This window comes from Citrobacter braakii (assembly GCF_009648935.1).
GTDB classification, from domain to species: Bacteria; Pseudomonadota; Gammaproteobacteria; order Enterobacterales; family Enterobacteriaceae; genus Citrobacter; species Citrobacter braakii.
On sequence record NZ_CP045771.1, the window covers coordinates 857,238 to 875,091 of the forward strand.

Here is a 17,854-nt window from a genome sequence, read left to right on the forward strand (position 1 = left end):
CCCACACAGATTGTCTGATAAATTGTTAAAGAGCAGTTGCGACGCGCTTTAGCGCTCTGTCGCGAGGTCCCGTATATTACGTTTTCCTCATTCAGAGTCAAGCATTTATTTTTGCTTTTCTCTGCGAGATTCTCAGTGGAACCCCGCTGACCCGGCGGTTTGTAATCCGTTGTTCCGTGTCAGTGGAGGCGCATTATAGGGAGTTATTTCAGGCTGACAAGGGGAAATTTAAAATAATCTTCCGAGTGCGTATTTTTTATTCTTTGTGCTTATTTTGACAACGTTTTGTGGGTTAATTGGGCGATTTCCCGCGCGAAACCCGCGACCTGTTCCCAATCGGTATACACCACTTCTTTATTGGTATCTGTTTCACCGCCTGACATCTTCATTATCAGTTGGATCATAACGCGGTCATACCAGCGATAGCGGGGATACAGCAAAGCGCCAGCAATAACCGCACTGCGATCAGGCCGCCACGGCGAACTCATCAGGAACTTACGCGCATAGCTGTTAGTTTGCGGCGTGCGTTTCTCCGGTTTACGGGCAACCAGGTTTACGGAGTAGAAGGCACTCGGCATCGCGTTCAGCCGCGTGGCATGCTTTTTCACAAACTCCTGAAAAGCTGCATGGTAATGACCATAGCGAATCGAGGCGCCAATCACCACGCTGTCATAATTTTGCCAGTCAGGCTCCGCGGTACGATGCAAATTAACGACATCCGCCCAAACGCCCAGCTCTTTGAGTTCAGAAGCCAGATACTCGGCGATTTCACGCGTTTGTCCGTCCCGGGAAGAAAAAAGAATCAGTGTTTTCACGTGTTACTCCATTATTCACGCCAGAAAGTAGGGGTAAAGAGTACCAGCAGGGTAAAGACCTCCAGACGACCAAACAGCATATTGGCAATCAGGATCCACTTCGCCACGGGGTTCATACTGGCAAAGTTGTCGGCGACAACCCCCAGCCCTGGCCCCAGGTTATTCAGCGTCGCCACAACAGAGGCAAACGCGGAGAAGTCATCAACACCGGTCGCAATAATCGCCAGCATACTGATAATAAAGACCAGCGCATAGGCAGAGAAGAATCCCCAAACAGCTTCAAGGATTCGCTCCGGCAAAGCACGGTTACCCAGCTTGATACTGTAAACCGCATTCGGGTGGACCAGTCGTTTCAATTCGCGGTTACCCTGCTTAAACAGCAACAGGATTCGAATCACCTTCAAGCCACCGCCCGTCGACCCGGCACAGCCGCCAATAAAAGCAGAACATAGCAACAGCACCGGCAGGAACAGCGGCCAGCGGGCAATACTGTCCGTAGTAAATCCGGCGGTCGTCGCCATCGATACCACCTGAAAAAAAGCCTGGTTGATGGTCGTGAGTGCCGAACCGTAGGTATTGTGTATCCACAGCACCAGCGTACAGACAGCCACCAGCGTCAGCTGCACCCCAATGAACATGCGGAATTCTGGATCGCGCCAGTAGACCTTCAGGCTGCGACCGCTGAGTAAAGAGAAGTGCAGACCATAGTTACAACCGGAGATCAGCAAGAAGATAGCAATAATGGTGTTAATCGTGGGACTGTCGAAATACCCCACGCTGGCATCGTGTGTGGAAAAGCCGCCGATGGCTATCGTAGCAAAACTGTGCCCAATAGCGTCAAACGCGGGCATCCCGGCAAACCATAGCGCCAGCGCACACGCCACCGTCAGTAATACATAGATAAGCCACAGCGTTTTCGCCGTTTCGGCAATACGCGGACGCATTTTGTTATCTTTCAGCGGGCCCGGCATTTCTGCCCGGTAGAGCTGCATCCCACCGACGCCAAGAATAGGCAGAATAGCCACCGCCAGCACGATGATCCCCATCCCGCCGAACCATTGCAGCATCTGTCGATAAAAGAGGATAGCGTGTGGCAATGAATCCAGCCCCACCAGCGTTGTCGCCCCCGTGGTGGTTAATCCGGAGAAGGATTCAAAAAAAGCGTCAGTTATCGTGAGGTTAGGGCTTTCCGCAAAGATGAACGGTAGCGCACCCACGCTACCCAGCACGGTCCAGAACAAAACGACAATCAGAAACCCTTCGCGCGATTTCAGCTCGCCCTTCTCTTTACGGTTTGGCCACCACAGCATGGAGCCGATCGCCAGAGCAACGAAGAAAGTTTGGGTAAACGCACGCCCTGCCCCATCGCGGTAGATGAGCGCTACCAGTCCGGGGATAATCATTGTCCCCGAGAATAAGATGACCAGTAGTCCAACGATTCGGGTGATGGCGCGAAAATGCATCTCTGCCGCTTCCTTAGTTCTTTAAAATGAGGTGGGGATTATTCTTCAATCGCTAACAATTGCAATGAACCACGACTAAAATCCGCCAGTTTTGCCGAAAATTCATCCACTTTGGCATAAGGAAGCGCCACCCTGAGCCGAACAAAAGCCTGGTAATCACTGGCAACAACTTTACCGTCAAACTGCCCCAGCAAAGCTTCAATGCCTGCCAGCTGACCGTACTCACACTGCAAAGTATATTCGGTTAATGGCGTCTTGCGCTGCGTCGTTAACTGACGCAACGCCTGATTCACGCCGCCACCGTAGGCTTTCACTAGCCCACCCGTACCCAGAAGGATACCGCCGTAGTAGCGCACCACCACCGCGGTAATCTCACCGATGCCACTCCCCATCAGCTGCGCGAGCATCGGTTTGCCTGCCGTACCAGCCGGTTCGCCATCGTCTGAAAATCCCAGCTGCTGCGAGTCATTGGGCGCGCCCGCCACCCACGCCACACAATGGTGGCGGGCGTCCGGGTGTTCCATTTTGACTGACTCAACAAACGCTTTCGCCGCTTCTACGCCGTCCGTATGGGCGAGCAGCGTAATGAAGCGGCTTTTTTTGATCTCTTCAACGACGCTTACCGGCGCCGCAGGGATTAACCAACTGTCCATTACGCCAGTTTTAAATCCCGTGTCATGTTTTCGATATTGTTCTCGTGGACCACCACGTTATCTTCAATACGAATACCGCCGAACGGTTTCAGGGCTTCAATTTTCTGCCAGTTGAAGTGTTTGCTGAACTGCCCTTCACGCCACGGCGCCAACAGCGATTCAATGAAGTAGATGCCCGGTTCGATGGTCAGGACCATGCCCGGTTGCAGCACGCGGGTGCAACGCAGGTAAGGATACTTCGACGGTGCGGCCAGATGCGTACCGCTGTCATCTTGCATAAAGCCAGCGACATCGTGTACCTGCAGGCCCAGCGGGTGACCAATGCCATGCGGCATAAACGGCCCGGTAAGATCGTTTTCCACCATCGCCTCTTCACTCATATCGGTGATGATTTGATGCTTACGCAGCAGCTTCGCGATGCGCTGATGGAACTGAATGTGATAATCCACGTAGCTGGTGCCCGCTTTCATAGTGGCAATCAGCGCCAGTTGCTCGTCATTCACATCCTTCACCAGATGCGCATAGTCGTTGTCGCTTTTCGCCGACCACGTACGCGTCAGGTCTGCTGCATAGCCGTTGTATTCCGCACCGGCGTCCAGCAGGAAACTGCGGATTTCAGACGGAGCCTGATGATCCAGCCTGGTGTAATGCAGAACCGAAGCATGCTCGTTAAGCGCAACAATGTTGCTGTACGGCACGTCGGTGTCGCGATGACCGGTAGCAGTCAGGTAAGCAAGGTTGATGTCAAACTCGCTCATCCCGGAACGGAACGCTTCTTCCGCGGCACGGTGTCCATTCACCGCCATTTTCTGTGCTTCGCGCATACAGGCCAGTTCGTAATCTGTTTTGTAAGCACGATAATAATGCAGGTAGTCGATAACCCCTTTCGGGTTGATATTGCTGGCCGCGATGTCCAGCTGCAGCGCGCGTTCCGGAACCGGACCGATGTAACCGATATTGCCGCGAGCAGCAGGCAGCTGGCTACCGATACCATCAGCTTTTGGCAGCGCGATGATCTCAATTTCTTCCGTCCAGAAGGAGGTCGGCAGCGGCTCAACGTTGTGCCAGTAATCGACCGGCAGGTAGAACCACAATTTCGGCTTATTCACGCCATCCACCAGCAACCAGCAGTTAGGAACCTGCGTTACAGGCACCCAGGCTTTGAATTGCGGATTGACCTTAAACGGATAGGGATGATCGTCGAGAAAGACGTTAACAAGTTCTCCTGAGTGAATAAGTAACGCATCCAGCTTGAAGCGCTCCAGCGCGTCGCGCGTCCGTTCTTGTAGGGTAACGATATGATTTTTATAGAGTGCGGCCAGTGATTCCATTTTCTATCCTTCTGTTTTTTTGACCTCAAGTGTCCGCATCTTAGCACATCGTTTTGCGAGTGCGTGATTTCTGCCGAGCGTGATCAAATCGTCATTTCTTTAATCATTCATTTGCATTTTATTAACATAAAACACACACTTCGATTCATCTGGTATGACCAGATCACCTTGCGGATTCAGGAGACTGACATGCTTTACAAAGGCGACACCCTGTACCTCGACTGGCTGGAAGATGGCATCGCCGAACTGGTGTTCGATGCCCCAGGTTCAGTCAATAAACTCGACACGGCCACCGTTGCCAGCCTGGGCCATGCGCTTGACGTGCTGGAAAAACAACCGAATTTAAAAGGGCTGCTGCTGCGTTCTAACAAAGCAGCCTTTATTGTTGGTGCCGACATCACCGAATTCCTTTCACTGTTCCTCGTGCCTGAAGAGCAGTTGAGCCAGTGGCTGCATTTTGCCAACAGCGTCTTTAATCGCCTGGAAGATCTGCCTGTTCCGACTCTCTCAGCAGTTAACGGCTATGCGCTGGGCGGCGGCTGTGAGTGTGTCCTGGCGACCGATTATCGTCTGGCTACGCCGGACCTGCGCATCGGCCTGCCGGAAACCAAGCTGGGCATTATGCCAGGCTTTGGCGGCTCCGTGCGTATGCCACGTATGCTGGGTGCGGACAGCGCACTGGAAATTATTGCTGCGGGTAAAGATGTGGGTGCTGAGCAGGCGCTAAAAATCGGTCTGGTCGATGGCGTAGTGAAGCAAGACAAACTGCTTGATGGCGCGATCGCGGTATTACGTCAGGCGATTAACGGCGACCTCGACTGGAAAGCCAAACGTCAGCCGAAGCTGGAGCCGTTGAAACTCAGTAAAATTGAAGCGGCAATGAGCTTTACCATCGCCAAAGGTATGGTGGCGCAGACGGCAGGTAAGCATTATCCCGCACCGATTACCGCGGTAAAAACCATTGAAGCAGCGGCCCGTTTTGGTCGTGAAGAAGCGCTGAATCTGGAAAATAAAAGCTTTGTTCCACTCGCGCACACCAATGAAGCCCGCGCACTGGTTGGAATTTTCCTTAACGATCAGTTCGTGAAAGCCAAAGCCAAAAAGCTCACCAAAAATGTTGAAGCGCCAAAGCAAGCGGCTGTGCTGGGCGCAGGCATTATGGGCGGCGGCATCGCTTACCAGTCGGCCTGGAAAGGCGTGCCGGTTGTCATGAAAGATATCAACGACAAATCATTAACGCTGGGCATGACCGAAGCGGCCAAGCTACTGAACAAACAGCTTGAGCGCGGCAAAATTGACGGTCTGAAAATGGCGGGCGTTATTTCCACCATTCATCCCACCCTCGACTATAGCGGTTTCGAACGCGTGGACGTGGTAGTTGAAGCGGTCGTAGAAAACCCAAAAGTGAAAAAAGCGGTACTGGCGGAAACCGAAGATCAGGTTCGCCCGGACACCGTACTGGCTTCGAATACTTCCACCATCCCAATCAACGAACTGGCCAGCGCGCTTAAGCGTCCGGAAAACTTCTGTGGGATGCACTTCTTTAACCCGGTGCACCGTATGCCGCTGGTTGAGATCATTCGCGGCGAGAAAAGCTCGGATGAAACCATCGCTAAGGTTGTCGCCTGGGCAAGCCAGATGGGCAAAACGCCGATTGTGGTTAATGACTGCCCTGGTTTCTTCGTTAACCGCGTGCTGTTCCCCTATTTTGCCGGTTTCAGTCAGCTGCTGCGCGACGGGGCGGATTTCCGCAAAGTCGACAAAGTGATGGAAAAACAGTTTGGTTGGCCGATGGGCCCGGCTTATCTGCTGGACGTGGTAGGTATTGATACCGCGCACCACGCGCAGGCGGTGATGTCCGCAGGCTTCCCTCAGCGTATGCAGAAAGATTATCGCGATGCGATAGACGCCCTGTTTGATGCTAACCGTTTCGGGCAGAAAAACGGTCTCGGATTCTGGCGTTATAAAGAAGACAACAAGGGCAAGCCGAAGAAAGAAGAAGATGCCACCGTTGACGATCTGCTGGCAGAGGTCAGCCAGCCGAAACGCGACTTCAGCGATGAAGAGATTATCGCCCGCATGATGATCCCTATGGTCAACGAAGTAGTGCGTTGTCTGGAAGAAGGCATTATCGCCAGCCCGGCAGAAGCCGATATGGCGCTGGTGTATGGCCTGGGCTTCCCTCCGTTCCACGGCGGTGCGTTCCGCTGGCTGGATACGCTCGGCAGCGCGAAGTATCTTGATATGGCTCAGCAGTATCAGCACCTTGGTCCGCTGTATGAAGTTCCGGCCGGTCTGCGTGATAAAGCGCGCCATAACGAACCGTATTATCCCCAGGTTGAGCCAGCCCGCCCGGTTGGCAGCCTGAAAACGGCTTAAGGAGTCACAATGGAACAGGTTGTAATTGTTGATGCGATCCGTACCCCGATGGGCCGTTCGAAAGGGGGCGCGTTTCGGAACGTGCGTGCAGAAGATCTCTCTGCACATTTAATGCGTAGCCTGCTGGCGCGTAATCCGGCGCTGGAGCCAACCGCGCTTGATGACATTTACTGGGGCTGTGTGCAACAAACGCTGGAGCAGGGTTTCAATATCGCCCGTAATGCCGCGCTGCTAGCGGAAGTTCCGCACTCCGTTCCGGCCGTCACGGTCAATCGCCTGTGCGGTTCATCCATGCAGGCGCTGCACGATGCGGCACGCATGATCATGACTGGTGATGCTCAGGCGTGCCTGATTGGCGGCGTTGAGCATATGGGCCATGTGCCAATGAGCCACGGCGTTGATTTCCACCCGGGTATGAGCCGCAACGTGGCGAAAGCCGCAGGGATGATGGGCCTGACCGCAGAAATGCTCTCCCGCATGCACGGCATCAGCCGTGAAATGCAGGACGCTTTCGCCGCACGTTCACACGCTCGCGCCTGGGCTGCAACACAGTCTGGCGCTTTTAAAAACGAAATCATCCCGACCGGCGGTCATGATGCCGACGGCGTGCTGAAGCAGTTTAACTACGATGAAGTTATCCGTCCGGAAACGACCGTTGAAGCGCTCTCCACCCTGCGCCCGGCGTTCGATCCGGTTAACGGAACGGTGACTGCCGGTACCTCCTCTGCGCTCTCCGACGGCGCAGCGGCGATGCTGGTAATGAGCGAAAGCCGCGCCCGTCAACTGGGTCTAACGCCGCGTGCCCGTATTCGTTCGATGGCTGTTGTCGGCTGCGATCCGTCAATCATGGGTTACGGCCCGGTTCCGGCCTCAAAGCTGGCGCTGAAAAAAGCGGGACTCTCCACCAGCGACATCGGCTTGTTTGAGATGAACGAAGCCTTTGCCGCTCAGATCCTGCCGTGTATTAAAGATCTGGGGCTGATGGAGCAGATCGATGAGAAGATCAACCTCAATGGCGGGGCGATCGCCTTGGGTCACCCGCTGGGCTGTTCTGGGGCGCGTATCAGCACCACCCTGCTCAACCTGATGGAACGCAAAGACGTGCAGTTTGGTCTGGCGACGATGTGTATCGGGTTAGGTCAGGGTATCGCAACGGTATTTGAGCGAGTTTAATCAAAGCATGCCGGGGGCGCTTCGCTTGCCCGGCCTACGAAATGTTATCTCAAAGCCATTGGTGCCAGAACAAGGCGGCAAGCGAATGAATCCCGATGAGCTTACGTATAGTAAGTGATTCGGGTGAATGAGCGAAGCCAACACAGTTATGGTGCCAATGGCGAAGAGAGAAAGTTTAGTTGCCGTTCTTCCCGCCTGTCAGGGGCGGGTTTTTTATTTCCCTGAACTACCACGCACCACTAACTGCACCGGCAGCAGCAGATTCTCTTCCTGATTTTCTTCCAGCAGTAAACGCAGCGCTTCACGCCCCAGCTGTTTTTTATCAACCGCAACGGTAGTCAGCGGCGGATGTGACCAAGCCGCAGCATCGATATCATCAAATCCCACCAGCGCAAGATCTTCCGGGATACGTATACCCTGCTGCGCACACACCTGCTGAACAACCATCGCTGCCGCGTCGTTATAGGCAAAAATGGCATCGGGCGGCTCTGGCAGTCTGAGTAGCTCATTAACCGCATCCACCAGAGATTGCTCGGTATCCAGCAGCGGCGGCGCAACGACGTCATACTCTGGCGGCATTAGCAAACGGGCTTCATACAATGCCTGACGGTAGCCCTTTTCACGCTGACGGATGCTGTAGTGCGCGAGCGTACTGGCAAGAAACGCAATGCGGCTGCGGCCTTGTGCAATCAGATGTTGCGTGGCCAGATAGCCGCCCAGAGTATTGTCAGGATTCACGCAAGGCAGTCCTGGCGCCCAGAGATCCACCAGCACCAGCGGCAATTTCATCTGTTGTAGCAGCCCAAGCAACTCAGGTTCAAAAAATCCCGCGCAGATCAGCGCATCAGGCTGGTGCAGCATCACCTGCTCACTCACTGCATCGCCTGGACCTATAGAGAGAAAGCTCAGCGCAACCCCCTTTTCGCGACACAGATCTTCTATCCCCAGCAGCAGTTGAGAGTAAAACGGTAAAGCCCGGCTGATATTGTGCTGGCGATGCAGTAAAAACAGGACACGTTTGATTTTATCTGCGCGCAGGCGTGAAAAATCATAACCCTGCTGCTGCGCCACTGAAATAATGCGCTGTCGGGTCTCTTCCCGCAGCCCCGGTTGCCCTTTTAGCGCGCGGGAAACAGCGCCAACCGAGACGCCACAAGCATCGGCAATGTCTCTGATACGTACAGGTTTCGTCATTTCACTCTCATGGATTTACTGTGGCTTGTTGCGCCCCCAGCCAGGCTGCGCCGCGTACGCCGCTGCTGTCGCCGTGGCGGGCCTGAACGATCGGTGTGCGGCACTGTTTACCAAACACGTACTGCGCCACTCGCGCCTGTAAGCCTGAGTACAGTAAATCGATATTGGATACCCCGCCCCCCAGCACGATAACATCGGGATCGAGCATATTTACCACACTCGCCAACGCGCGAGCCAGTTGATCGCAATAGCGTTCCCATAACAAACAGGCGTCTGCATCACCCGATGCTACCCGTTGCATAATTTGTGGCACACCCATATGTTGCGCGGTGTGATTCATATACTGGCGCTCCAGGCCACTACCGGAAATAAAGCTCTCAATACAGTTCAACTGTCCGCAATAGCATGTCACTTCAGCCCCGTCCCGAGATCCGTGGTAGCGCGGCAAGGCATTATGCCCCCACTCTCCGGCACAGGCGTTAGGGCCGGAGAGCAACCGGTTCTCGATGCACAGACCACCGCCGCATCCGGTACCGAGGATCACGCCAAATACCACGCTATGCCCACGCCCACTACCGTCCATCGCTTCTGACAGGGTAAAGCAGTTGGCATCATTGGTAACGGGCACTGGCATTCCTAATGCACGCTCGAGATCTTGCGCAAAGGCCTGCTGATTCAGCACCAGAATGTTGGAATTCTTAATCAAACCTTCGCTATCCACCGCACCTGGCACCCCGATGCCAACCGATAAAGGCTGATTAATGGCCTGCATAGCCCTGGCTATCATCTCCGTCACGGCCTGGAAAAAATCACCGTAACGCTGCTTTGGTGTCGCACATCGTTCGCGGTAAACAATTTCACCCGCGTTATCAATCACCACCGCTTCGATTTTAGTCCCGCCGATATCCAGTCCGAGCCTCATGGTTTTTCCTCATTTGCCTCTCACAATGTGATGCGGTTTAGCTTGCCTATTTTGTTTACTAAACACATGGAGAGCTGTCACAAAAACTCAATTTATGTTTGAGTGACGGACATATTATGTTTACTAAAAAATAATTATGATGAGAAAGAGAGGCAATGACGCCGAGCCTGCGCCCTGCTAGTTGGAAGACAGATGATTGATGGATGCGCCGGAAGGGCTCCGGCGCACAGCGCTTAAATGAACGCGAAAGCGTCGCCAAACAGGCGATCTTCACGCGCACTGCGTTCATTACAGAACAGATCGCGCGCGATTTTGGCCATTTCAAAACGACCGGCAATGTAGATATCGTGCTCAGCCAGGGTACCGTAATCCTGCAATACCGCCGTTAACACGGTTCCCGTACGACCACGCCAGCCGTCTTCTGGCTGTTCCACCACTGGCTCAACGCGCAGATTCGGGTGATTAACAGACAACGCTTCCAGTTCGGAGAGATCGTAGAGATGCTTCTCTTCACGCCCACCCCAGTAAATGGTGATATCGCGGTTTGGATTACGTGCCAGCGCAGTAAGCAGAATGGAACGCACGTAAGAGAACCCTGTACCACCGGCAATCAGGATCAGCGGGCGCTCGTCTTCATCACGCAGCCAGGCTTCGCCATGCGGAATGTCGACCTTGATTTCCCGGTCTTTCAGAATGCGGTCCATCACAGCCATGGCATAAAGATTTAGCTCAGAGGCGCCAACGTGCAGCTCAATGAATCCTTGCTCGTCCGGCGTGGATGCCATGGAGAACGGACGCTTATCCCTTTCGTCCATCACGACCATTAAATACTGGCCAGCACGAAAGGAAAACGCCGCGTCTGGCACTAAACGAACGCGATATACGGTATCAGTGATAGCTTCTACCGAGGTCACTTTACAGCTTAAGGTTGTCATGCGCTCTCTCTGTCGGATCAATAGGCAAAACGATCGCGCCTCAGGCGCTTTTGCCGTCATTAAAGATGGCCAGTTCATCCCAAATTGCGTCAATACGCGCAGTTACTTCAGGATCTTTTTTAATCGGGCGTCCCCATTCGCGTTGGGTTTCGCCCGGCCATTTATTTGTGGCATCCAGCCCCATTTTTGAACCCAGGCCGGAAACCGGCGAGGCAAAGTCCAGGTAATCAATTGGCGTATTCTCTACCAGTACCGTATCCCGAGCCGGGTCCATACGGGTAGTAATTGCCCAAATCACATCATTCCAGTCGCGTGCATTGACATCATCATCGCAGACAATAACAAATTTGGTGTACATAAACTGGCGCAAAAACGACCAAACACCCATCATGACGCGTTTGGCATGACCAGCGTACTGTTTTTTCATCGTCACCACGGCCAGACGATATGAACAGCCTTCCGGAGGCAGGTAAAAATCGACGATTTCCGGGAACTGCTTTTGCAGAATAGGAACGAAAACTTCGTTCAGCGCCACGCCAAGCACCGCGGGCTCATCAGGCGGACGTCCGGTATAAGTAGAGTGATAAATCGCCTCTTCACGCTGGGTAATGTGCGTGACGGTAAAGACCGGAAAGCTATCTACTTCGTTGTAGTAGCCGGTATGATCGCCATACGGTCCTTCCGGGGCCAGCTCACCCGGTTCGATATACCCTTCCAGCACGATTTCAGCACTGGCGGGCACTTCCAGATCGTTGGAAATACATTTGACCACTTCGGTCTTGGTGCCGCGTAACAGCCCGGCAAATGCGTACTCGGATAATGTATCAGGGACGGGCGTCACGGCCCCCAGAATGGTCGCAGGATCTGCCCCCAACGCCACCGAAACCGGGAAGCGTTCGCCAGGATGCGCCGCACACCACTCCTGGTAATCGAGCGCGCCGCCGCGGTGGGAGAGCCAGCGCATAATGAGCTTGTTTTTGCCAATCAACTGCTGGCGATAAATACCCAGATTCTGCCGCTCTTTATGTGGGCCACGCGTTACGGTTAGCCCCCAGGTAATCAGCGGTGCGGCATCTTCCGGCCAACAGGTCATAATCGGAATACGGTTTAAATCGACGTCATCACCGGAGTAGATTTTTTGCTGACAAGGCGCACCGCGCAACCGCTTAGTCGGCATGTTCAGCACCTGCTTAAACTGCGGCAGCTTATCAAACAGATCGCGGAATCCTTTCGGTGGCTCCGGCTCTTTCAAAAACGCCAACAGTTTACCGACTTCCCGTAGTGCCGAGACATCTTCCTGCCCCATCCCCATCGCAACACGCTTCGGTGTGCCAAACAGGTTACACAGCACCGGCATTGAATAGCCTTTAGGATTCTCAAACAGTAACGCAGGCCCGCCAGCACGTAGGGTGCGATCGGCAATTTCAGTAATTTCCAGGTGGGGATCCACCTCAAGCGAAATGCGTTTGAGCTCGCCCTGCTGTTCAAGCAGCGTCAGGAAGTCGCGTAAATCGTGATATTTCATGGCGTCTATTGTGGCCTCTTCGTAAGCGCTTCATTATACGGCGTTCATCATTGTGATGCTGTATTTTTGTTAAATTAGCGTGAACTCTGGCGATACATATAAGCCCTGGGAGTATATACCCGTTGGGTTTCAGCCTGCTTTGAGGCGGGTATAATTAACTTAACTCATGGCTTTTGCTATGCTAGCGCTCAGAACAAGCGAATAAGAGTTATTATGCAATCCTGGTATTTACTGTACTGCAAACGTGGGCAACTTCAGCGAGCCCAGGAACACCTGGAAAGACAGGCGGTGAACTGCCTGACGCCTATGATCACCCTGGAAAAAATGGTGCGCGGTAAACGTACCACAGTCAGTGAACCACTATTCCCTAATTACATGTTTGTCGAGTTCGACCCGGAAGTGATCCACACCACCACGATCAACGCCACGCGTGGTGTCAGCCATTTCGTTCGTTTTGGAGCGACGCCTGCGACCGTCCCATCCCCCGTAATTCACCAGCTTTCTATCTACAAGCCTGAAGGTATTGTTGACCCGCAAACCCCTCAGCCAGGGGACAGCGTGATTATTACTGAAGGGGCGTTTGAGGGACTGAAAGCGATCTTCACCGAACCGGATGGCGAAGCGCGTTCCATGCTACTGCTTAACCTCTTGAATAAAGAGATTAAGCAGAGTGTGAAAAATACCGGTTTTCGAAAAATATAAGTCGTTTAGAAGATCACTTCGAACAGCGTTCTGACGTTGGCATCAATGGTTGCTGACAGCCATTGAGGATCTTCCCCACGCCAGTGAGCAATTCGCTCAAGAATATGCGGCAGGTGCGCCGGTTCATTGCGACGTGACGTCGGTTTAGGCGTTAAGTCGCGAGGGAGTAGATAAGGTGCATCGGTTTCTATCAGCAGTCTTTCCACCGGAATAAACGGCAGCAGCTCCCGCAGTTCCATCCCCCGGCGTTCATCACAGACCCACCCGGTGATACCGATATAAAGCCCTCGGTCCACGCAGTCCTGCATCTCCTGGCACGAACCGGTGAAACAGTGCAGCACCGCGCCTGGGAGGCTGTCCAGCCACGGCTCCAGCAACGTCAGAAAACGCTCATGCGCATCCCGACAATGCATGAAAATCGGCATCTGCAGTTCAGCAGCAATGCGCAGTTGCGCTTCAAAAGCACGTTCCTGCTCCTGCGGCGTGGAGAAATTGCGATTGAAATCCAGGCCGCACTCACCAATAGCGACTACCTTCGACTGGTTTGCCAGCGCGATGATCTCGTCTTCCGTTGAGGATTGCCATTGGCTGCTGTCATGCGGGTGCACGCCAGCCGTGGACCAGCAATGCGGATAATGCTGCGCCAGCTTTAACGCCTGCTGGCTTTCGTGAAGGTTTGTTCCGGTCAGAAGCATACCGTTTACGCCCGCAGCAAAGGCGCGCGCCACGACCTCATCCCGGTCTTTCGCAAATTGTGAACTGGTTAAATTAACGCCAATATCAAACATGCTTCCTCCCATATGACAACCGCCCTGACGGGCGGTTGAATTTATTCTTCAGTTTTCTCGGTGGCTTCGGCTTCTTTTGCTTCTTCAGCCTCGTTGTCCTCATCTCTCGTACGTCGCTTACCGACATAGAAACGAGAGAAGAAAACACCCACCTCGAACAGGCAGTACATCGGTATCGCCAACAACGTTTGCGAGAAGACATCTGGCGGAGTCAGTAGCATCCCGACGACAAAAGCACCCACCACAACATAAGGACGTTTTTTGCGTAAATCATCTGGCGTCGTAATGCCCATCCAGCATAGCAGCACGATGGCGACAGGCACCTCAAAAGAGACACCGAAAGCCATAAATAGCGCCATTACAAAGCTGAGATAGCTGGCAATGTCCGTTGATACCTGCACGCCTTGCGGAGCCGTGTTGGCCAGAAAACCAAACGCTAACGGGAAGACAACAAAATAGGCGAATGCCATGCCGATGTAGAACAACAACGAACTGGAAACCAGCAGCGGAACAACCAGACGGCGTTCATGTTTATACAACGCTGGCGCAATAAATGCCCACACCTGGTAGAGGATCACTGGCGCTGACAGGATCAGCGATACCATGAAGGTCAACTTGATTGGGGTAAAGAACGGCGAAGCCACATCGGTGGCGATCATCGTTGCACCCTGCGGCATCTGTTTAATCAACGGCGCCGCGACCATATGGTAAATATCGTTGGCAAAGTAAACCAACGCCAGAAAGATCACGATTACCGCAATGATGCAGTTCAGGAGTCGCTTACGCAGCTCAATAAGATGCGTGATGAGCGGTTGGGTATCTTCTACAGCCATGTTTACGGTTTATCACTCGACGAGGGGGAGGATTCGGCAACAGGTGCGACAGCTTTCTTTTCTGCATCCATTAACGTAGCGGAAGTGTTTTCCGTTGGCTCTGGCGTTTTAGCACCCGTGGATTCCGGTTTTTGCTCCGGCGAACTGGCCTGGTTTTCAGCGGCAGCAGGGGTGACCCCTTCTCGCTGCGCTTCAGCTTCTTTCACCACCGGATTATGGATAGTGTGCGCTTCATCGCTCTCTTTCTCAGGATCGTGCACACTGTAAGAACGCTTCATCGACTCTGCCGCTTCACGCAGCTCATCCATTGAGGCTTTCAACTCCGGGGTCAGATTTGTCAGGCTCGCTTTCTCTACTTTCTTCAGGCTGTCCTGAAACTCCTGAAGCTTAAGCTCCTGGGTCAGTTCATTCTGAACAGTAGTTGCCAGGGAACGCAAAGCACGAACCCAGCCAGCAACCGTTTTTACCGCTACAGGTAAACGTTGCGGCCCCAGGACGATGAGGCCGATCACGAACACCAATAACAGTTCGCTAAAACCGATATCAAACACGGATTATACCTGCTCTTTATCTTGGCTTTTGGCGTCTTCTTTTTTCACTTCGCCCTGCTTATCGGTAATGGATTTAGCAGTAAAATCAGCATCCTGGCTGGTTTTATCTTGCTTTGGCTCATCATCACCCATTGCTTTTTTGAAGCCTTTAATCGACGCGCCAAGATCGGAACCGATGGAGCCGAGTTTCTTGGTGCCAAATAGCAGTACAACGATGACGGCAATGATCAACAACTGCCAAATACTGATACCACCCATACATGTTCCTCTGTCATAGATGATGAATTAATAAGGCCGTAGTATACGTTACACGACCTGCCTAGGGCGATGAAAAATTCAGCGCATTTTGCGCCAGCCGATCAACCAGGCTAAGACACCGCCGGCCATTAACCAGCCCGGCATAAGCCCCCACTCAGGACGGCTTACCAGCAGGAATGTTCCACTGAGCAACAATGTTGCACCAATGCCCAATAAATAACGGGATTGTCCCTGACGTACATGATTCGCGTGAAGCTCGCGGGCAATCTTATCAACACTGTGCTGTAAATATTTGCCCTGGCGCAAACTGTCATACACCAGTTCAGGTATTTCTGGCATTTTTTCGACCCAGAACGGTGCTTTTTCTTTAAATGCTCTAACAAGCGCCGGAATACCGACCTGATCTTTGATCCAGGATTCGAGGAAAGGCTTGGCCGTTTTCCACAAATCTAACTGCGGGTAGAGCTGTCGTCCGACACCTTCAACGTACAGCAGCGTCTTCTGTAGCAATACCAGTTGAGGCTGAACTTCCATATTGAATCGGCGCGCTGTGTTGAACAGATTTAACAGCACATGACCAAAGGAAATCTCCGCCAGCGGTTTTTCGAAAATCGGCTCGCACACGGTACGAATGGCAAATTCAAACTCTTCTACGTTGGTATCCGGCGGAACCCAGCCAGAATCCACATGCAGTTCAGCAACTTTGCGGTAGTCGCGGTTAAAGAACGCGATGAAGTTTTCAGCCAGATAACGCTTATCTTCTTTGTTTAAAGAACCCACAATCCCACAATCAATACCAATGTATTTCGGGTTTTCAGGATGCTCATAACTCACGAAAATGTTCCCAGGGTGCATATCCGCATGGAAAAAGCTGTCGCGGAATACCTGAGTAAAGAAGACCTGAACACCGCGTTCAGCCAGCAGCTTCATATTGGTGCCGTTCTTCTCAAGCGAGGTGACATCTGAAACGGGAATACCGTAAATGCGCTCCATCACCATCATGTTCTGACTGCAATAGTCAGAGTACACTTCCGGGATGTACAGCATTGGGCTGTCTTCAAAATTACGTCGCAGCTGAATCGCGTTCGCCGACTCGCGCAGCAGATTCAGCTCATCAATCAACGTTTTTTCATATTCACGGACCACTTCTGTTGGTCGCAGGCGGCGACCGTCTGGCATCAGGCGAGGTACCCAACGAGCAAGGCGGTAGATCAGTTTTAAATCCGCTTTAATTACCGGCAGTATGTCCGGGCGGATAACTTTGATCACCACCTCTTTCCCATTCGATTTCAGTCGCGCGGTGTGAACCTGAGCAATAGACGCAGATGCCAGCGGTGTGATCTCAAAATCATCAAACCATTCCTCGACGGGCAGCCCCCCCATCGCCTCTTCGATTTGTTCTTTCGCTCTTTGCCCATCGAATGGGGCTACCCGATCCTGCAATAGCGCTAGCTGATCGGCGATGTGCGGCGGGAAAAGATCACGGCGGGTAGAGAGCATTTGCCCGAACTTGATCCACACCGGGCCGAGCTCCTGTAAAGCCAGTCTCAGCCGTTCTCCCAGCGGTTTGTCTTTATGTCGGTTGGGCATCCAGAACAGCGTGTAACGCCACAACCGGAGCGGCAGCGTGATACGCATTTTGGGGATGAGTTCATCAAGACCGTAGCTTAAAAAAGTGCGAATGATGAAATAAAGGCGCCGTACTTCACCTGGCGTCATTTGGCCTCCAGTTTTTCCAGCCGTTTGGCCAGAGATTCGACCGCACGCTCAACGGCTGCCGTTTCTTCTGCAAACCATGCAACCTCAAGCGGACCTGGAGCCATACGCCACTCTTCGGTGATCGCTTCGGCAACATAGCGCTGCTGGCGTTGAATGTTGTGGCACAGGAACTTCGCTCCACCACGCAAAACTTTGCTGACCCCTTCCGCGACGATATCGCCGGTATAAGGTGCTAACAGTTCTGCGGGATCAAACTCCGCCAGATCGGCCAACGCGACAAAATTCTGTACCACCTGGATATCGCCCTGAACCTCCAGCTCACCACTGCGGATAAGCGTGGTGAGTTGCTGCCGGTCGCGTAATTTCGGTAACACGCTGGCATGTGTGATTACGGTGCAATCGGCTTCGCCTTCCCATGCCCCCAGCACATCGACCTGGCGCTCACTAAACACCAGCACTAACGGTGTTGAAAATCCTTTGAGCTCAACACGCAGCACTTTGCCCTGTAAACGCGTTCTGGCTGACTTGAGCGCAGGAGAACGATACAGAAAGGTGTTAAGCAAATTTTCAACGCCGGCGGTCACTAAGGGTTTTAAAGGCATCCCCAATCTCC

Annotated in this window: 17 protein-coding genes; 3 read left to right on the plus strand and 14 right to left on the minus strand. The window is 53.0% G+C overall.

Translation table 11 applies throughout. From position 1 onward, the window contains the following. Positions 1 to 269 precede the first annotated feature (269 nt). The 4 genes from hemG to pepQ are packed head-to-tail and all read right to left on the minus strand — an operon-like array spanning position 270 to position 4,262. On the minus strand, positions 270 to 815 hold the full coding sequence (gene hemG / locus GFC06_RS03915; RefSeq protein WP_101701061.1) for a menaquinone-dependent protoporphyrinogen IX dehydrogenase: 546 nt from the start codon (positions 813 to 815) through the stop codon (positions 270 to 272). 11 nt (positions 816 to 826) lie between these two features. Then, positions 827 to 2,278 (minus strand): Trk system potassium transporter TrkH, encoded by a 1,452-nt coding sequence (trkH, locus tag GFC06_RS03920; protein ID WP_003017848.1) that lies wholly within the window; start codon positions 2,276 to 2,278, stop codon positions 827 to 829. 38 nt (positions 2,279 to 2,316) lie between these two features. Continuing rightward, on the minus strand, positions 2,317 to 2,931 hold the full coding sequence (locus GFC06_RS03925) for an IMPACT family protein (protein WP_047499555.1): 615 nt from the start codon (positions 2,929 to 2,931) through the stop codon (positions 2,317 to 2,319). Next, positions 2,931 to 4,262 (minus strand): Xaa-Pro dipeptidase, encoded by a 1,332-nt coding sequence (pepQ, locus tag GFC06_RS03930; RefSeq protein ID WP_016155150.1) that lies wholly within the window; start codon positions 4,260 to 4,262, stop codon positions 2,931 to 2,933. Before pepQ ends, GFC06_RS03925 begins: the two co-directional genes overlap by 1 nt. A 189-nt stretch (positions 4,263 to 4,451) precedes the next feature. On the opposite strand from pepQ, the gene fadB reads away from it, so the two are divergent. Together fadB and fadA are read left to right on the plus strand one after the other, a co-directional pair. Next, complete coding sequence (gene fadB, locus GFC06_RS03935; protein WP_046274896.1) at positions 4,452 to 6,641, plus strand: fatty acid oxidation complex subunit alpha FadB; 2,190 nt, start codon at positions 4,452 to 4,454, stop codon at positions 6,639 to 6,641. Between the two features lie 9 nt (positions 6,642 to 6,650). Beyond that, on the plus strand, positions 6,651 to 7,814 hold the full coding sequence (fadA, locus tag GFC06_RS03940) for an acetyl-CoA C-acyltransferase FadA (RefSeq protein WP_016155148.1): 1,164 nt from the start codon (positions 6,651 to 6,653) through the stop codon (positions 7,812 to 7,814). 213 nt (positions 7,815 to 8,027) lie between these two features. Here the strand turns inward: fadA and GFC06_RS03945 are convergent, their stop codons facing one another. The 4 genes from GFC06_RS03945 to ubiD form a co-directional block, all read right to left on the minus strand. Then, a complete protein-coding gene (locus GFC06_RS03945) occupies positions 8,028 to 9,008 on the minus strand; it encodes a LacI family DNA-binding transcriptional regulator (RefSeq protein ID WP_019078421.1) in 981 nt (326 codons plus the stop codon). A gap of 7 nt (positions 9,009 to 9,015) precedes the next feature. After that, positions 9,016 to 9,930 (minus strand): ROK family protein, encoded by a 915-nt coding sequence (locus tag GFC06_RS03950; RefSeq protein ID WP_153689854.1) that lies wholly within the window; start codon positions 9,928 to 9,930, stop codon positions 9,016 to 9,018. A gap of 233 nt (positions 9,931 to 10,163) precedes the next feature. Further along, the gene (gene fre / locus GFC06_RS03955) at positions 10,164 to 10,865 is read right to left on the minus strand and encodes an NAD(P)H-flavin reductase (protein WP_003828903.1); all 702 of its coding nucleotides are present in this window, start codon (positions 10,863 to 10,865) and stop codon (positions 10,164 to 10,166) included. 40 nt (positions 10,866 to 10,905) lie between these two features. Continuing rightward, positions 10,906 to 12,399 (minus strand): 4-hydroxy-3-polyprenylbenzoate decarboxylase, encoded by a 1,494-nt coding sequence (gene ubiD / locus GFC06_RS03960; RefSeq protein ID WP_016155145.1) that lies wholly within the window; start codon positions 12,397 to 12,399, stop codon positions 10,906 to 10,908. 204 nt (positions 12,400 to 12,603) lie between these two features. Here ubiD and rfaH point away from each other — a divergent pair, with 204 nt between their 5' ends. Then, positions 12,604 to 13,092 (plus strand): transcription/translation regulatory transformer protein RfaH, encoded by a 489-nt coding sequence (gene rfaH, locus GFC06_RS03965; RefSeq protein WP_047358740.1) that lies wholly within the window; start codon positions 12,604 to 12,606, stop codon positions 13,090 to 13,092. A gap of 5 nt (positions 13,093 to 13,097) precedes the next feature. Here the strand turns inward: rfaH and tatD are convergent, their stop codons facing one another. From tatD to ubiJ, 6 genes are all read right to left on the minus strand, one after another. Next, a complete protein-coding gene (tatD, locus tag GFC06_RS03970; protein WP_153689855.1) occupies positions 13,098 to 13,880 on the minus strand; it encodes a 3'-5' ssDNA/RNA exonuclease TatD in 783 nt (260 codons plus the stop codon). 41 nt (positions 13,881 to 13,921) lie between these two features. Continuing rightward, positions 13,922 to 14,713: a Sec-independent protein translocase subunit TatC gene (tatC, locus tag GFC06_RS03975; RefSeq protein WP_016155142.1), complete on the minus strand. Its 792-nt coding sequence runs from the start codon at positions 14,711 to 14,713 to the stop codon at positions 13,922 to 13,924. A gap of 2 nt (positions 14,714 to 14,715) precedes the next feature. Then, entirely contained in the window at positions 14,716 to 15,264 is a 549-nt protein-coding gene (tatB, locus tag GFC06_RS03980; protein WP_016155141.1) for a Sec-independent protein translocase protein TatB, read from the minus strand. A gap of 3 nt (positions 15,265 to 15,267) precedes the next feature. Further along, the gene (gene tatA, locus GFC06_RS03985) at positions 15,268 to 15,522 is read right to left on the minus strand and encodes a Sec-independent protein translocase subunit TatA (RefSeq protein ID WP_003017888.1); all 255 of its coding nucleotides are present in this window, start codon (positions 15,520 to 15,522) and stop codon (positions 15,268 to 15,270) included. 78 nt (positions 15,523 to 15,600) lie between these two features. Continuing rightward, on the minus strand, positions 15,601 to 17,241 hold the full coding sequence (gene ubiB / locus GFC06_RS03990) for a ubiquinone biosynthesis regulatory protein kinase UbiB (protein WP_016155140.1): 1,641 nt from the start codon (positions 17,239 to 17,241) through the stop codon (positions 15,601 to 15,603). Continuing rightward, the gene (ubiJ, locus tag GFC06_RS03995) at positions 17,238 to 17,843 is read right to left on the minus strand and encodes a ubiquinone biosynthesis protein UbiJ (protein ID WP_016155139.1); all 606 of its coding nucleotides are present in this window, start codon (positions 17,841 to 17,843) and stop codon (positions 17,238 to 17,240) included. Before ubiJ ends, ubiB begins: the two co-directional genes overlap by 4 nt. Between the last annotated feature and the right edge of the window lie 11 nt (positions 17,844 to 17,854).

Bases quoted from the DNA above. Each gene is read 5' to 3' on its own strand.
- trkH (WP_003017848.1), bottom strand. From the start codon at position 2,278: ATGCATTTTCGCGCCATCACCCGAATCGTTGGACTACTGGTCATCTTA.
- GFC06_RS03925 (WP_047499555.1), bottom strand. From the start codon at position 2,931: ATGGACAGTTGGTTAATCCCTGCGGCGCCGGTAAGCGTCGTTGAAGAG.
- pepQ (WP_016155150.1), bottom strand. From the start codon at position 4,262: ATGGAATCACTGGCCGCACTCTATAAAAATCATATCGTTACCCTACAA.
- fadB (WP_046274896.1), top strand. From the start codon at position 4,452: ATGCTTTACAAAGGCGACACCCTGTACCTCGACTGGCTGGAAGATGGC.
- fadA (WP_016155148.1), top strand. From the start codon at position 6,651: ATGGAACAGGTTGTAATTGTTGATGCGATCCGTACCCCGATGGGCCGT.
- GFC06_RS03945 (WP_019078421.1), bottom strand. From the start codon at position 9,008: ATGACGAAACCTGTACGTATCAGAGACATTGCCGATGCTTGTGGCGTC.
- GFC06_RS03950 (WP_153689854.1), bottom strand. From the start codon at position 9,930: ATGAGGCTCGGACTGGATATCGGCGGGACTAAAATCGAAGCGGTGGTG.
- fre (WP_003828903.1), bottom strand. From the start codon at position 10,865: ATGACAACCTTAAGCTGTAAAGTGACCTCGGTAGAAGCTATCACTGAT.
- rfaH (WP_047358740.1), top strand. From the start codon at position 12,604: ATGCAATCCTGGTATTTACTGTACTGCAAACGTGGGCAACTTCAGCGA.
- tatD (WP_153689855.1), bottom strand. From the start codon at position 13,880: ATGTTTGATATTGGCGTTAATTTAACCAGTTCACAATTTGCGAAAGAC.
- tatC (WP_016155142.1), bottom strand. From the start codon at position 14,713: ATGGCTGTAGAAGATACCCAACCGCTCATCACGCATCTTATTGAGCTG.
- tatA (WP_003017888.1), bottom strand. From the start codon at position 15,522: ATGGGTGGTATCAGTATTTGGCAGTTGTTGATCATTGCCGTCATCGTT.
- ubiB (WP_016155140.1), bottom strand. From the start codon at position 17,241: ATGACGCCAGGTGAAGTACGGCGCCTTTATTTCATCATTCGCACTTTT.
- ubiJ (WP_016155139.1), bottom strand. From the start codon at position 17,843: ATGCCTTTAAAACCCTTAGTGACCGCCGGCGTTGAAAATTTGCTTAAC.